General features: G+C 35.6%; 11 protein-coding genes and 1 tRNA gene. 7 read left to right on the forward strand and 5 right to left on the reverse strand.

Features of this window, described 5'->3' with window-relative positions:
* The first annotated feature begins 62 nt into the window (after positions 1 to 62).
* Positions 63 to 2,003, forward strand: a complete 1,941-nt coding sequence (locus tag CHRYMOREF3P_RS07960; RefSeq protein ID WP_180564335.1) for an oleate hydratase — start codon at positions 63 to 65, stop codon at positions 2,001 to 2,003.
* Between the two features lie 83 nt (positions 2,004 to 2,086).
* On the opposite strand, the gene CHRYMOREF3P_RS07965 is transcribed toward CHRYMOREF3P_RS07960, so the two are convergent.
* Positions 2,087 to 3,760 (reverse strand): glutamine--tRNA ligase/YqeY domain fusion protein, encoded by a 1,674-nt coding sequence (locus tag CHRYMOREF3P_RS07965; RefSeq protein ID WP_077418321.1) that lies wholly within the window; start codon positions 3,758 to 3,760, stop codon positions 2,087 to 2,089.
* 155 nt (positions 3,761 to 3,915) lie between these two features.
* On the opposite strand from CHRYMOREF3P_RS07965, the gene CHRYMOREF3P_RS07970 reads away from it, so the two are divergent.
* Both CHRYMOREF3P_RS07970 and CHRYMOREF3P_RS07975 read left to right on the forward strand, forming a co-directional pair.
* Entirely contained in the window at positions 3,916 to 5,046 is a 1,131-nt protein-coding gene (locus CHRYMOREF3P_RS07970) for an alpha/beta hydrolase (RefSeq protein ID WP_180564336.1), read from the forward strand.
* Positions 5,047 to 5,476: 430 nt separating this feature from the next.
* Entirely contained in the window at positions 5,477 to 5,644 is a 168-nt protein-coding gene (locus tag CHRYMOREF3P_RS07975; protein ID WP_156118473.1) for a bacteriocin-like protein, read from the forward strand.
* Between the two features lie 9 nt (positions 5,645 to 5,653).
* Here CHRYMOREF3P_RS07975 and CHRYMOREF3P_RS07980 read toward each other — a convergent pair whose 3' ends face one another.
* Positions 5,654 to 6,664 carry an o-succinylbenzoate synthase gene (locus CHRYMOREF3P_RS07980; protein ID WP_180564337.1) on the reverse strand — a complete coding sequence of 337 codons (1,011 nt, stop codon included), beginning with the start codon at positions 6,662 to 6,664 and terminating at the stop codon, positions 5,654 to 5,656.
* Positions 6,664 to 7,680 carry a class 1 fructose-bisphosphatase gene (fbp, locus tag CHRYMOREF3P_RS07985; protein ID WP_047421077.1) on the reverse strand — a complete coding sequence of 339 codons (1,017 nt, stop codon included), beginning with the start codon at positions 7,678 to 7,680 and terminating at the stop codon, positions 6,664 to 6,666. Before fbp ends, CHRYMOREF3P_RS07980 begins: the two co-directional genes overlap by 1 nt.
* Positions 7,681 to 8,004: 324 nt before the next feature.
* Between fbp and CHRYMOREF3P_RS07990 the strand changes: the two genes are divergently transcribed.
* From CHRYMOREF3P_RS07990 to CHRYMOREF3P_RS08005, 4 genes are all read left to right on the forward strand, one after another.
* Complete coding sequence (locus tag CHRYMOREF3P_RS07990; RefSeq protein WP_180564338.1) at positions 8,005 to 9,243, forward strand: aspartate kinase; 1,239 nt, start codon at positions 8,005 to 8,007, stop codon at positions 9,241 to 9,243.
* Positions 9,244 to 9,265: 22 nt separating this feature from the next.
* On the forward strand, positions 9,266 to 11,107 hold the full coding sequence (locus CHRYMOREF3P_RS07995; RefSeq protein ID WP_047387446.1) for a lysophospholipid acyltransferase family protein: 1,842 nt from the start codon (positions 9,266 to 9,268) through the stop codon (positions 11,105 to 11,107).
* Between the two features lie 108 nt (positions 11,108 to 11,215).
* Positions 11,216 to 11,288, forward strand: a tRNA-Phe gene (locus CHRYMOREF3P_RS08000).
* A gap of 221 nt (positions 11,289 to 11,509) precedes the next feature.
* Entirely contained in the window at positions 11,510 to 12,856 is a 1,347-nt protein-coding gene (locus tag CHRYMOREF3P_RS08005; protein WP_180564339.1) for a DUF3472 domain-containing protein, read from the forward strand.
* Positions 12,857 to 12,986: 130 nt separating this feature from the next.
* On the opposite strand, the gene CHRYMOREF3P_RS24150 is transcribed toward CHRYMOREF3P_RS08005, so the two are convergent.
* Positions 12,987 to 14,189, reverse strand: coding sequence for a hypothetical protein (locus CHRYMOREF3P_RS24150; protein WP_232538983.1), 1,203 nt, complete (start codon positions 14,187 to 14,189; stop codon positions 12,987 to 12,989).
* A 173-nt stretch (positions 14,190 to 14,362) separates the two neighbouring features.
* Entirely contained in the window at positions 14,363 to 15,607 is a 1,245-nt protein-coding gene (locus CHRYMOREF3P_RS08015) for a hypothetical protein (protein WP_180564340.1), read from the reverse strand.
* Positions 15,608 to 15,612 lie beyond the last annotated feature (5 nt).

The raw sequence follows: 15,612 nt of genomic DNA on the forward strand, positions 1-15,612 counted from the left end.
GAGGATATATGTAGCTTTGTGAATAGAGGTACCTTTATACTGTTAATTAAAAACAATAAAAGATGAGTACGATCAATTCAAAATTCGACAACGTTTTAAATGCCTCTGACCAGTTTGGAAAAGTAAATCACGAACCGGATTCAAGTAAAGAAGTTCAGATTAACACTCCTGAAAAAACGATGCCTTTCTCCGACCAGATTGGAAACTATCAACGTAATAAAGGAATTCCTTTACAGTCTTACGAAAACAGCAAAATCTATATTGTAGGAAGCGGAATTGCCGGTATGTCGGCTGCTTACTATTTCATCCGTGACGGACATGTTCCCGGCAAAAACATTATTTTCCTAGACCAGCTTAATGTTGAAGGTGGATCTCTGGATGGAGCCGGTAACGCAAAAGACGGCTATATCATCCGTGGCGGAAGGGAAATGGACATGACCTATGAAAATCTATGGGATATGTTTCAGGATGTTCCTGCTCTGGAATTGCCTGCACCGTACAGTGTACTGGACGAATACCGTCTAATCAATGACAATGACCCGAATTATTCTAAAGCAAGATTAATTCATAACCAGGGACAGATCAAGGATTTCAGCAAATTCGGACTTGAGAAAAAGGATCAACTGGCCATTGTAAAACTACTGTTGAAGAAAAAAGAAGAACTTGATGATCTTACGATTGAAGATTATTTTGCAGAATCCTTTCTGAACAGTAACTTCTGGTTCTTCTGGCGCTCTATGTTTGCCTTTGAAAATTGGCACAGCTTACTGGAACTGAAACTGTATATGCACAGATTTCTTCACGCGATTGACGGAATGAAAGACTTTTCATGTCTTGTGTTCCCTAAATACAACCAATATGACACTTACGTAACTCCACTGAAAAACTTTCTGGTAGAAAAAGGAGTACAAATCCAATTCAATACGCTGGTAAAAGATCTTGACATCCATATCAATACGGAAGGAAAAACAGTAGAAGGAATTATTACGGAACAAAACGGAGAGGAAGTAAGAATACCGATCGGTAAAGATGATTATGTTATTGTGACCACCGGATCTATGACTGAAAGTACTTTCTACGGAGATAACAATACCGTTCCTGAAGTTACAATAGACAGCAGCAGTGCAGGACAAAGCGCAGGATGGAAACTGTGGAAAAATCTCGCTGCGAAATCTGAAGTATTCGGGAAACCTGAAAAATTCTGCAGCCATATTGAAAAATCTTCCTGGGAATCTGCAACATTAACATGTCGCCCTTCTGCCTTCACAGAGAAATTAAAAGAGCTCTGTGTAAATGACCCTTATTCCGGAAGAACTGCTACAGGAGGTATTATTACCATTACAGACTCCAATTGGGTAATGAGCTTTACCTGCAACAGACAGCCTCACTTCCCTACCCAGCCGGATGATATATTGGTGGTATGGGTATATGCCTTACTGATGGATAAAGAAGGTAATTATATCAAAAAAACAATGCCTCAATGTACCGGAAACGAGATTCTTGCCGAACTATGTTACCACTTAGGAATGACAGACCAACTGGATAATGTCATAGAAAACACAATTGTTCGTACTGCATTCATGCCTTACATCACTTCCATGTTTATGCCAAGAGCGCAGGGAGACCGTCCGAGAGTAGTTCCTGAAGGATGTACCAACTTAGGCCTTGTAGGGCAGTTTGTAGAGACCAATAATGATGTGGTTTTCACTATGGAAAGTTCTGTAAGAACAGCAAGAATAGCCGTTTACAACCTTCTTAACCTTAACAAACAGGTTCCGGATATCAATCCGTTACAGTATGATATCCGACATTTGTTAAAAGCTACTCAGGCTCTGAATGACTACAAACCTTTCTTAGGAGAAGGTGTCATAAGAAAAGTATTGAAAGGAACTTATTTTGAACATATTCTGGTCAACCGTCCTGAAGAGAAAGAAGAACATGAATCTTTCATCATGGAACAGGTAGGTAGATTCCAGGAATGGGTAAAAGGCGTGAAGGGCTAATATCTTAACACTTACACTACTTAAGATAATAAAAAAGCAGGACTTAATCTAAGTCCTGCTTTTTTATTATCTATTCCTTAAAATTATTCAGGTTTAAAAGAATCTTTCAGTGTTACTGTACGGTTAAATACCATAGCTTCATCTGTAGAATCCTGATCTTTTGTAAAGTATCCTATTCTCTGGAACTGAAGAGGTTCACCAACAGCTACATCTTTCAGACTTGGCTCAGCGAAACCTTTCACGATAGCCATAGATTCAGGGTTGATAAAGTTCAGGAAATCAACATCTTTCTCAGCATCAGGCTGTTCCACAGTAAACAAGTGATTATAGATTCTTACTTCTACAGGAATCGCATGTTTTGCAGATACCCAGTGCAGAGTTCCTTTTACTTTTCTTAAACTTTCTTCTGTACCGCTTCCAGACTTACTCTTCTCATCATAAGTAGCATAGATGGTAGTGATTTCTCCATTTTCATCTTTCTCTACTCTTTCAGCTTTAATGATGTAAGCTGATTTCAAACGAACTTCTCCGCCTAATTTCAGTCTGAAGAATTTATTGTTAGCTTCTTCTTTGAAGTCTTCACGCTCAATGTATAACTCTCTTGAGAAAGGAACTTCTCTTGTTCCCGCATTTTCCTGCTCAGGATTATTTTCAGTCTCTAACCATTCTTCTTTATCTTCAGGGTAGTTTTCGATCACTAATTTTACTGGATCTACAACGGCCATCACACGTTTCGCAACCTTATTCAGGTCTTCACGTACACAGAAGTCAAGCAACTGGATCTCGATAAGATTTTCTCTTTTCGCAACCCCTACTTTATCAATAAAGTTTCTGATGGAAGTTGGAGTAAATCCTTTTCTTCTCATTCCTGAAATGGTAGGCATTCTAGGGTCATCCCATCCGGTTACCGCTCCTTCCGCTACCAATCTCTGCAGCTTTCTTTTGGAAGTAATCATATAGGAAACGTTCATCCTTGCAAATTCTCTCTGCTTGTTTTTAACCCTTCCTTCTTCGTAAACCTGATCCAAATACCAGTTGTATAGCGGTCTGTGATTTTCGAACTCCAAAGAACAAAGTGAATGTGAAACTTGTTCAATATAATCAGATTCACCATGAGCCCAATCGTACATTGGATAAATTTTCCAGGCTGTACCTGTTCTGTGGTGAGGTTTATTCAAAATTCTGTACATCACAGGGTCACGCATATTCATGTTTGGCGAAACCATGTCGATTTTTGCACGAAGAGACATTGAACCACTTTCAAATTCTCCGTTTTTCATCCTTTCGAATAAATCTAACGATTCTTCAACAGGACGGTTTCTGTATGGAGATTCAATTCCTGGCTCTGCAGGATTTTTTCTTTGCTCAGTAATCACTTCAGATGCCTGCTCATCTACATAAGCTTTACCTTCTTTAATTAACTGAACTGCCCAATCGTAAAGCTGCTGGAAGTAATCGGATGCGTACAAAACTTTATCCCATTTGAAACCTAGCCATTCAACATCTTTCATAATAGAATCTACGAATTCCTGTTCTTCTTTTTCAGGGTTCGTATCGTCGAAACGAAGGTTTACGGGAGCGTTGTATTTTTCACCCAGGCCGAAGTTGATGCAGATCGCTTTTGTGTGCCCTACATGCAGATAACCATTCGGTTCAGGTGGAAAACGGAAACGAATCTGATCTTTTTTCAGACCGTTTGCCATATCATCTTCAATAATTTGCTCAATGAAATTGAGTGATTTTTTTTCTTCTTCCATTAAAGTAGCTTTTATTTTTTAGCTAAAAAAGTTTTACAAAGTTACGGAAAAATAAGCTTTTGTAAAAGTGATAATTTAAAAGCCTTATTGATTGTAATTCAATATTTTTCACTAACTTCGGGAGAACTAAAACCATTTTAACCAACTTAACCATCATGGCTGTTTATATCTTAAGCAACCGGAAAATTATCCGGCATAAAGGCGAAAGAGTGGACTCTTTTTCCAATGATGAATATTCTATTCCCAATTTCAGGATCGCCAAATGTGATTTTGACAACTACAAAGAACCCACCGCTCAAGCCAAAAAGAAAAAAGACTATACCAACAGGAATATCTTAAACTACAAGTTCTTTTCTGAGCCCGAAAAACAGGGTTATGAAGAAGTTTTGGATGTTCTGCTCAATGAAAAAGGGATTAAAAAATCCGCCCTTACAGCCAATAATCTTGGCGGAACTCAAAGAATGTTCTATGAACTGTACAAAAACATGTCTTCCACTAAAGACCGAAGCGATGTACTGATATTCATCCACGGTTATCTGTATGATTTTGATGATGAATTAAAGGCTATTCTTGATCTTAAGAAAATATTCATTGATAACCCGGCATCTCCTGTAGAACATATTTTATTCGTAAGCTGGCCAGCCTCAGGAAGTATTATCCCGTTGAGTTATTTTGATGATAAAGCTTCCAGTATCAATTCCGGAACATCTCTGATGAGATTGTTTTATTTCTACACCCAATTTTTAAAAGATATCTTTTCCAACCGGGATCTTGCGCCCTGCAATCAAAGAATTCATATTATGGCTCATTCTTTGGGGAACAGAGTACTTCAAAGCATGCTCTACAGCCTTAAAAGGGAGAATATACTTCGTGTTATTGATCAGGTTTTACTGTTGAATGCAGATGTAAGCTATAAGGTATTTGAAGATTCCGAAGATTCCTACAATAAGCTGCCATTACTGGCTAACCGGATTTCTATTTACCTGAACAGACAGGATGCTGTTTTGGGAATTTCTCAGTTTACAAAAAACATTCTGACACCACGACTTGGCAAAAACGGACCAAGTGATCTTACCCATTACAAAGATATTGTTTCTATTATCGACTGTACGTTTGTAAAAGATGATATTTTGAACAGCTTTAAATATGAAGTGGGAAACCACTGGGGATACCTCTCCAGCTCGCAGGTACAGTCAGATATCTTTCAGAATTTAAATGGAATTGACAGAAATCTTATTACCAACCGATCCAAGGATAACGAAAACATTTTCACAATTATTTCTTAACAAATAGTTTAAATAATTCTTAAAAAATGAACACTACGTTAAAATTAGTTCAAATCCACAGTGTGGCATAAATATTGCTAATTCAAACTATAGGGAATTATAATTTTTTTTATTATGGAAAATATTAAAAAACAGTTTTCTTATATATTAGACTATATTAAGAAGACCATCTTCGTAAAAGATGTCATTTAACTGAATAACAACCTCTAAATCAACAAAATATTCGATCCAAAAATTACTCATCCTTGTAAAACAGACCGAAAAAACCAATAATTATTCCTCTTAATCTGATGCAGGAATATATTTTCATGTTTGAAATTTATTGAAACATTCCTTTGATATTGTTAAATATTGCTAAATAATTCCCCATTTGTTGTATAATTGAAAAAAGTTTTCGACATTTACTTATCAATCAAATAAAATTAATATCATGAAAAATCTAAAGAAAATCAAAAGAGGAGAATTAAAAACAATCAAAGGAGGAAGACCGCCTCTTGGGTGCAACAGCTGGAACCCGGTTGCTATGTGCTGCAGATCATGGGGGCCTGACTACTGTGGTCAAACCACTTGCCCGGATTCACCTCCCCCATTATGCTAATTAACTTTTCTAAGTTATACTTTTGAACCATAACAGCTCATTTCTGAGTTCTAAATCGGATTCAAAATTATTTACAAATAAAGCTCCAGTGCCTAAACCTTGAGGCATTGGATTTTTTTTGATAAATGTATACTGAGCAATGGCATTCAATCCGATATTACTCTCCAAAGCTGAAGTAATCCACCAGCCGATATTTTGATTTTCTGCAAGAGAAATCCATTCATCCGAACCGGAAAAACCTCCTACCAATGCAGGTTTCAGAATAATATATTGTGGTTGTATTTTTTCTAAAAGTTTTTTCTTTTCTTTAGGATCAATAATTCCGATCAGTTCTTCATCTAATGCAATCGGAGTAGGTGTTTTAGCACATAATTCTGCCATATCATTCCAGTTTCCTGCTTTAATTGGCTGTTCAATAGAATGGATATGAAGATCTGCAAGCTGCTGTAAAACTGTAACCGCTTCTTCTGTGCTGAATCCCCCGTTTGCATCCACACGAATCTCCAGCTGATCTTTGGAAAATTTGTCTCTTAACTTCTGAAGAATAATATGTTCAGATTTCCAATTGACCCCGATTTTTAATTTAATACAATGAAATCCTTTTTCAAGTTTATCCTGAATCTGTTCTTCCATATACCCTACTCCTCCCATCCATATCAGGCCATTGATGGTAATAGCAGATTTACCTTCCGTAAACTCACTTGGAAAATAAAGGCTGTCTCCATATTTCAAATTCTGAACCGCTTGCTCGTAACCAAACCAAATGGAAGGAAACTCTTTCAGTTCTTCTTTTAAAAATGCTCCATCCTGATTGATATTTTCACAAAGCCATTTCAGCTTTTCTTCATAACCGGGCCTGTCATCAAAACTCAGGCCTCTGAAAATAGCACATTCACCAACACCTTTTCTTCCGTCTTCCGAAATAGTGAGGATAAAGGTTTCCTTATCAAGCAAAACGCCGCGAGATGTTCCACTCGGGCGTTTGAATTGTAATAAATATTTTAAATAAATTGCTTCCATTATTTTACGCTGTCGATACGCATGAATTCTTCCGCTTTTTCTACCATTTGTATACTTCCACAGAAGAACGGAATTCTCTGGTGAAGTTCTGTAGGTTCTATTTCAAGAATTCTTCTGAATCCGTCTGTTGCTTTTCCTCCTGCCTGTTCTGCAAGGAATGCCATTGGATTACACTCGTATAAAAGTCTTAATTTACCATTTGGAGCCTGTGAGTAGGAAGGATAGATATAAATTCCTCCTTTCAGCATATTTCTATGAAAATCCGCGACCAAAGAACCGATATATCTTGAAGTATAAGGACGGTCTCCTTCTTCCATCTGACAGTATTTAAGATAATTTTTTACTCCCTGAGGAAATTTGATATAATTTCCTTCGTTGATAGAATAGATTTTACCTGTTTTCGGGAAAGTCATGTTAGGATGAGAAAGATAATATGTTCCTAAAGAAGGATCCAGGGTAAATCCGTTTACTCCGTTTCCGGTAGTATAAACAATCATTGTAGAGGAACCGTAAATCACATATCCCGCAGCAATCTGATTGATTCCTTTCTGTAAAAAGTCTTCCAGCTGTACAGGAGTTCCAGGTTCAGTAACTCTTCTGTAGATAGAGAAAATAGTTCCTACGGAAACATTTACATCAATATTGGAAGATCCGTCTAAAGGATCGATAAGTACTACATATTTACTTAAATGTCCGTTTTCACCACATTTAATATCAATAAAATCATCATTTTCCTCAGACGCAATACCACAAACAACCTCTCTTTGAGACAAAGCCGTAATAAAAATTTCATTAGCAATCACATCAAGTTTCTGCTGTTCCTCACCCTGAATATTTTGGTTACCGGCAGCTCCTGTAATATCTACAATTCCGGCTTTATTTACCTCTCTGTTTACCACTTTCGAAGCCAATCTTATTGCGCTCAGAAGACGAGAAAATTCACCTGTAGAATATTGAAAATCGTCCTGTTTATCTATAAGAAATTCTCCTAAAGTCTGTAATGGTTGATTTGACATATTTTTCTTTTTACGTTTTCCCCAAATTTCGGAAAATTTATCGCATTAAGAAAATTTAATTACAAAAGATCTTATCCACTGTATTTCAACAAAATACAAACAAAAAAAAGCATAACACTGAACTGTTATTGAAAATTATATCTCCGGATTTGTTATCTCAGATGCACAAAAAATCCAAATTATTTCATTATTTGTTGATTTTAAGGAAATCTTAATTCTATCTCCCTTTCAGGCTATTTCATATCTCGTTGTAAATTTATAATTTTGACGTCCGTAAAAAACTCATGTAATTTTTTATCTAACAATTTTATTTTTAATAATTTAATGAAAATTTTTAAGTTTGGTGGAGCATCTGTAAAAGATGCCGAAAGTGTGAAAAACGTGTCTATGGTTCTACAAAGCCAGGGATTTGCCAAATGCTTGCTGGTGATTTCAGCAATGGGCAAAACGACAAACGAGTTGGAAAAAGTTGTTGAACTTTATTTCAAAAAGGATAACTATCAAACTGAGATTGAAAAGATAAAACGAAAACACATTGAGATTGCGGAAGGCCTTTTTCCTGAAAATCATGCCGTTTTTGCAGAAATCAATCTCTTTTTTGATGATATTGATTCTTTTTTAAGAAGAAATAAATCTCCCAACTACAACTTTGTTTATGATCAGGTGGTAAGCTGCGGAGAAATGATTTCTACCAAAATCCTGAGCGAATACCTGAATGAAATCCAATTTACCAATCAATGGCTGGATGCCAGAGATTATGTAAAAACGGATAATTCATACAGAGAAGGTACGGTAGACTGGGTGAGAACTGAGGAATTTATTTCCAATCTGAATCCTGAGATCTGCTATGTTACCCAGGGATTCATTGGTTCTGACGAAAACAATTTTACGGTGACTTTAGGAAGAGAAGGTTCAGACTACTCTGCTGCTATTTTTGCTTATTGCTTAAATGCTGAAGCGATGACAATCTGGAAAGATGTACCGGGAGTAATGACCGGAGATCCAAGAAAGTTCGATGATGTTTCTCTTCTTTCCAATATCTCTTATGAAGAAGCGATTGAAATGGCTTATTACGGAGCAAGTGTTATTCACCCAAAAACATTACAGCCGTTACAGCAAAAAAGTATCCCTTTTTATGTAAAGTCTTTCGTAGATCCTACCAAAGGAGGAACAAAAGTAGGTGCTTCTGAAAAAAACCAACAGGAAGAATCTTATATTTTAAAAGAAAACCAGGATCTTCTGAAGATTTCTACAAGAGATTTTTCTTTTATTGCAGAAGACCATATGAGCTTAATTTTTGGATATTTATCTAAATATAAGATCAAGGTTTCCCTGATGCAGAATTCTGCTATCTCCCTGGCATTGTGCCTTGAAGACAAATTTAATCATATAGATGAGCTCAACCAGGAGCTTCAAAAAATTTTTAAAACCGAAGCAATTAAAAATGTATCTTTATTCACAGTAAGAAATGCGAAGATGGATCACATTGATAAATTTTACCATGAAAAAAATGTATTATTGGAACAAATTTCCAAGAATACTCTTCAAATGGTAACACAATAATATTAATTGCGACTAAACACACATGAGTTTAATTTCGAAAAACGATCTGATCAAAGCTTCCGGCTTAAGTAAACTTGGGTTCCTCAAGAACCCGGTAGCATCTGCTGTGATGAGCATTGCTAAAATAAACGAAGTAAATAAATTATACGACAAACTAAAAGATAAGGAAGGCAAAGACTTTTTCGACTCATTTGTAAGAGAAAGAAACTTAAGCTATGTAGCTTTTGAAGAAGATCTGGCAAAGATTCCGAAAACGGGACCGTTTATTCTGGTTTCCAACCACCCGCTGGGTGCTATTGACGGGATTCTGATGTGCAAGGTCTTATCAGAGGTTCGTCCGGATTTCAAGGTGATGGGAAATTTCCTTTTGGAAAAGATCAAACCTATGGAACCGTATGTAATCGCTGTAAACCCTTTTGAAAACAGAAAAGAAGCTTACAGCAGTTCTTCAGGAATGCGTGAAACACTCAAGCATTTACAAAACGGAGGCTGCGTAGGTATTTTTCCGGCAGGTGAAGTTTCTAACAAGAACAATCCTTACGGAGAAATTTTAGATAAGGAATGGGAAAAAACGGCACTTAAGCTTATCAGAATGGCTAAAGTGCCGGTAGTTCCTATGTATTTTCATGCCAAGAACAGCCGTCTTTTTTATCAGGTGGCTAAGCTTCATCCGAATTTGCAGACTTTGATGCTTCCTTCAGAAATGATGAATGATAGAGAAAAACCTATCAGAATCAGAATCGGGCGTCCTATTACTGTAAAGGCGATGGACGATATGGAAACAATTGAGGAATTGGGAGAGTTTCTGAAACGTAAGGTTTATATGATGAAATCTTACTACGAAAAGAGAAAATCCCTTGCTCAAAGCATCAATCTTCAGAACTTATCGGTGAAGTTTCCTTTATTGAAGGAAGAAAACATTGTTCAGAATATTATTGATGAAACGCCTCTGGAAGACATCATTAAAGATGTTGATAAATTGAGAGGAACAGACAAAATGCTGTTCAGTAACGGGAATTACGAAATTTACTTTACCACTTACGAGGAAATACCTTCTATTATGAGGGAAATCGGACGTCAGAGAGAGCTTACTTTCCGTGCAGTAGGTGAAGGCAGTAATCTTCCGTTTGACCTTGATGAATATGATAAGCATTACCATCACCTGTTCCTTTGGGACAACGGGGAGAAAAAACTGGCTGGTGCTTACAGAATGGCACTGGGTAGAGAGGTTATGAAGAAATATGGTATCAAAGGCTTCTATACAAGCTCTTTATTTGAGTTTGAGCAGGATATTCACCCTTTCTTTAAAAAGGTGATCGAAATGGGCCGTGCCTATATCTGCCAGGAATATCAGCAGAAACCACTACCTCTTTTTCTTTTATGGAGAGGGATTGTGCATGTGTGCCTGAGAAATCCTGACCATAAATTCCTTATGGGTGGTGTGAGTATTTCCAACAAGTTCTCGGAGTTCTCAAAATCATTGATGATCGAATTTATGCGTTCCAATTATTTTGATTCCGCAGTAGCTCAGTATATCACTCCAAGGAATGAATATAAGGTAAAGCTTCGTGACAGGGATAAAAACATTTTCTTTGAGGAAATGGAATCTGATCTTAATAAGCTGGACAAAATCATTGACGATCTTGAGCCTGAATTGAGACTCCCTGTTCTGATCAAGAAATACATCAAACAAAACGCAAAAGTAATCGCTTTCAATGTAGATCCTAACTTCAATGATGCGATAGACGGATTGATGTATATCCGAATCAGTGATCTTCCGGAAAACACGATCAAACCGGTATTGGAAGAGATGAGTGAGCAGATCAGAAAGGAGCAGGAAAATAATCCGGCTGATAATCAGTAAGTTTTTAACTTTATTCAAAAAAAGTACGATGAATACTTGCTTTGTATACTAAAACTTACTACTTTTGCATCACTTTAAAACAACGAAGTAATAAACAAAAACATAAATGGTTTCTTAGCTCAGTTGGTAGAGCAATGGATTGAAAATCCATGTGTCCCTGGTTCGATTCCTGGAGAAACCACTTAAAACCTCTAATTCAGTTTAGAGGTTTTTTTGTTTTTATATACCTCCCTTTCCTTCCAGTAGTTTCTTCCGGAATATTGAAAAACGAATACTTAATCTTAATGCACTTCTAGATAAAATCTGTTGAAAAAATAAAATTAATCAAAAAGATGGGAATTAATTTTTTATTTGATCGGTAAAACTTAATTTAGTATTGTAAACCAAATTACAAATACTATTATGAGAATAAAATTATTTGCAGATACTTTTCTGGGTGTCGCTCTGCTTGTTTTTCAATCCTGTGCAGAAACACCGATGATAACAGAGGACACTGCTGCTGCACAAAAAAATATCTCAACTTTAAAGAACGCATCGTCCTTCAATGTACCCGTTGCCGGGAATTCTTTTTTTACGGTAAAACCTTCGGGAGCCAGCGAGGTGATCACTTCTACTAATTTAGGTAACTGGACCAACTCCAATACTGTTATCAGCACTTATTTCAGAGTAAGCAATACAGGAACATTAAACATCGGTTTAAAAGCGTCAGTCCCTTCAGGTACAAGTGTTGTAAAAGTAACGGTTGGCAGCACATCCAAAAATATTACTTTAACGGGATCGGCTTATACAGATTATACTGTTGGAGATTTTAACGTTTCTACTCCCGGCTATGTAAAAGTCGATCTTCAGGGTGTTTCTAAAATCGGTGGATACTTTGCAGATGTTACGGATGTTATCTTCAGCGGCGCAGCCTCTACAGGAACCAATATTTACAGCAATGACCCTTCCTATTATTATTGGGCGCGCAGAGGACCTTCATGTCATCTGAATTATGCAGTTCCCACCACAGACAATGTGAGCTATTATTATAACGAAGTAACTGTTCCTGCCGGAGAAGATAAGATTGGTTCTTATTTTATGGCTAATGGCTTTAGTGCAGGCTATTTTGGAATGCAGGTGAATTCTGCCACAGAAAGAAGAATTTTATTCTCTGTATGGAGCCCATTTGATACTGATGATCCTAATAATATTCCTCCTGATCATAAAATCCTCCTCAACAGAGCAGGCACCGGAGTAACAGTTGGAGAATTCGGGAATGAGGGCTCTGGCGGACAAAGTTATTATAAGTATAACTGGAGTGCAGGACAAACTTATAAATTCTTATTAAAAGGCGAACCGGACGGAACCGGAAAAACAGATTTTACAGCCTGGTTCTTATCACCTGATACGACAACATGGAAACTGATCGCCAGCTGGAAGCGACCTCAAACCAGTACTTATCTTAAAAGCTTCTATAGTTTCGTTGAAAATTTCAATCCCGAAAATGGATATCAGGGCAGAAAAGCAGAATTCAAAAATCAATGGGTAAGAACTTCAAACGGCAGTTGGATCGCTGTTTCCGGAGCAAAGTTTAGTGTGGATAATACCTACAATGCACAGCAAAGAATAGATGCAATGGGAGGAACAAGCGGTAATGCTTTCTTTTTACAAAATGGAGAATTCTTTAACACAACGGTTGCGCCTGGCTCACAGTTTTCTGTTACCGCACCTACACAAGCTCCTAATATCAATTTTTCAACCCTTCCTTAAAATTATAACTTAAAAATAAAAGCCAGTTACTTTATGAGTAACTGGCTTTTATTATATTTTTCCAACTTCGTTCCGTGGATGAGATGCTTTTATATAAAAAGTATAACATTTTTGACTGTGTTTTCAATATTTATTTCTGAGGATGTTGTTTTCGCCATTCTGTTATCTTCATGGGTTGATTGTCTGGGCCGCATGTTCCGTTGTATTCACACTCTTCAACAAAATATTCATCATAATCTGCATTGTCCCACCATTCTTTAAATTTTGGAAGATTGAAATAATTATTTTTCTGTAAAAGATTTATTTCCTCCTGATCTAAAAAGAATCGCAGCCTTCCCATCATTTTAGAATTATCCCCATATCCTGAAACAAATCTTTTGTCATACTTATATTGTTCCGCAAAATAAACAATATTCGCTAGTATTTTCACCTTATCTTCCTTTGAAACACCAGTTTCTTTGTTATTAAAATCAGCAAGATACTCAAGATAATCTTTTATGTGATCCAAGATAAATCTGTTTTCTGACGGATCAGTAGGAAGGTATAGTTTTTGAAGAACTTTAAAAGTATTGGCATGGAGCTTTAAACTTCCGTCACATTGTTTAATCCAAAACAATTTTCCATAATCTTGTGGATTATTTTTATTAAACTTTGTTCTTTCAATAACCCACTTTAAGAGGTCAGTATCTCCTGCATATCCAAATGTTTTTACTAAGCTTGCCATAAAATTTTGATCATTCAAAATAAGCCATTTGTATTGGACTTTGTTATTATTGAATAGATACTGATTACGGGCAATTAAAGTTTTTATGCTCTTTTTTCTCTGTTCTTTTAAGTCTGTAATATCTTTCCAATAATATATTTTCACACCTGCTACATGATTCTTATTCTCAGCTTCTCTTTCATATTGGAATAATTTAGAATCTTTAGTGTAATCCAGTATTTCAGGGATGCTGTATAAATTTGATATAAAAAGTTCATTTTTAAAAACATAAGTACTGTATGGATTAACATCAATACTATTCAAATTTTTAAAAAGCTTAAAATCTTTTGAGCATTTATCTTCAAAATTGATATGCAAATACTTTGATTCTGATCTTGGATCAATTATCCTATTGAATACTTTATTAATTATACTAGAAAAGGCTTCTTTATTGGGCTTCTTGTATCCATTATCTTCTAATTCTTTTGATATAATTGATTCAGTAGCCTCTAAATCTTTTAATGTAAATTGATAAGCTGGATAATCCGTCTCACTTTTTTCGCCACTTGCACCAGCCTTCAATTGTGCCTTAAGAATGGATAAAAAGGAACTTTCGGAATTTTCAGCCATATTTTGTGAGTGAAAATCATTTACCTGCAATACTACCAGAAAAAATAAAATTCTTTTTATCATTATTGTGTTTTTAAATAAAAGCACAGTTTATCAAACTGTGCTCTCAATATTTATTTTTAGGATATTTGTTATATTCAAGGGCTGGTTGTCAATAACAAATTTAATTGAACTTAGTCTGGAGCACCTACACTATCAAATCCCTCTGCGTAACTTATCACTTCTTTTAAATTTGGCAGGTTATAGTAATTATTTTTCTGCATTTCTTCTTTTAGCTGAGTCCACTTAATTTTACTTCTGGAGTCATCTTCAAAATAAGCGCCTAAAATATTCCATCTAGGATCCCAACCATCCTGATGCCTATGATTTTTTTTGAACAAAAAATCATACGTGTTAGCCAGATAAGCTATCATTTTAATTTTTTCTTTTTCCGAATAATTATTATACTCTTCAGTTTCTAATAACTTAGAAGAAAACTCCATTAAACCAAACAGATCGTGAGGATTTGAACTTTTTTGATAAACAGCAGCTATATTCTGTAATATTCCATTTCTCACCTCTAATTCTTTATCACAATTTTTAGCAAAAACAAGCTCCCCAATTTTATACATATCCTTCGATTGAATATATTCATTGATAAGCATTTCATTAAACTTAGGCTCACTGTCATAACCAAAATTTTTAACCAGTAACTTTATAAAGTTTTTATCATGAGTTACCAACCAAATAATATATGTTTTGTTATCATTGAACAAGTACATATTTCTGGCAATGATTCTTTGAATATTTACTTTTCTTTGTTCTTTTAAATTTGCAACATCTTTCCAATGTGGAATTTCAACGTCTACTTGTGAACTTGATTTCCTAATAATTTTGCTAGACTCAATATTATTCAATGTGGGATATTCTTTTTGATAATCAAGAATTTCGGGGAGATAATAAAAGTCAGTGAAAAGTTTTCTTTGTTTATCAATATACCCACCTTCATAATCTACGCTATTATTACTATAGGTAACAAAGTTTCTATCACATCTATCAAAATAATTTACATATAAAAACGGATTACCTGAATTAGGGTCTACTATTCTTCCAAAAATATTTTTAATTTTATTACTAAATTCGTTATCAGATAATTCTTTAAAACCATTAGATAATAATATTTTTTTTGCAGTTTCAGCAGATGCTTCAAGCTCTTCTATCCCAAACTGAATTTTAGCTAATTCAGCTCCCGCCTCATCAATTGATTTACCTGCACCTTCCTGCAACTGTTTCTTTAGAACCTTTTGTATTATAGTATCATCATTCATACTTATTGGTTTTTGACGATTGCCTAAACTTTGCTTTTTTTCTTGGCAGCCAAAACTGCTCATTATTAATAAGGAATATATTGTTAATCTAATTTTACTTTTTATATTCATAGAAA

The sequence above is a fragment of the Chryseobacterium sp. JV274 genome, from assembly GCF_903969135.1.
Classification (GTDB): domain Bacteria; phylum Bacteroidota; class Bacteroidia; order Flavobacteriales; family Weeksellaceae; genus Chryseobacterium.

Bases quoted from the DNA above. Each gene is read 5' to 3' on its own strand.
- CHRYMOREF3P_RS07960 (WP_180564335.1), top strand. From the start codon at position 63: ATGAGTACGATCAATTCAAAATTCGACAACGTTTTAAATGCCTCTGAC.
- CHRYMOREF3P_RS07965 (WP_077418321.1), bottom strand. From the start codon at position 3,760: ATGGAAGAAGAAAAAAAATCACTCAATTTCATTGAGCAAATTATTGAA.
- CHRYMOREF3P_RS07970 (WP_180564336.1), top strand. From the start codon at position 3,916: ATGGCTGTTTATATCTTAAGCAACCGGAAAATTATCCGGCATAAAGGC.
- CHRYMOREF3P_RS07975 (WP_156118473.1), top strand. From the start codon at position 5,477: ATGAAAAATCTAAAGAAAATCAAAAGAGGAGAATTAAAAACAATCAAA.
- CHRYMOREF3P_RS07980 (WP_180564337.1), bottom strand. From the start codon at position 6,664: ATGGAAGCAATTTATTTAAAATATTTATTACAATTCAAACGCCCGAGT.
- fbp (WP_047421077.1), bottom strand. From the start codon at position 7,680: ATGTCAAATCAACCATTACAGACTTTAGGAGAATTTCTTATAGATAAA.
- CHRYMOREF3P_RS07990 (WP_180564338.1), top strand. From the start codon at position 8,005: ATGAAAATTTTTAAGTTTGGTGGAGCATCTGTAAAAGATGCCGAAAGT.
- CHRYMOREF3P_RS07995 (WP_047387446.1), top strand. From the start codon at position 9,266: ATGAGTTTAATTTCGAAAAACGATCTGATCAAAGCTTCCGGCTTAAGT.
- CHRYMOREF3P_RS08005 (WP_180564339.1), top strand. From the start codon at position 11,510: ATGAGAATAAAATTATTTGCAGATACTTTTCTGGGTGTCGCTCTGCTT.
- CHRYMOREF3P_RS24150 (WP_232538983.1), bottom strand. From the start codon at position 14,189: ATGGCTGAAAATTCCGAAAGTTCCTTTTTATCCATTCTTAAGGCACAA.
- CHRYMOREF3P_RS08015 (WP_180564340.1), bottom strand. From the start codon at position 15,607: ATGAATATAAAAAGTAAAATTAGATTAACAATATATTCCTTATTAATA.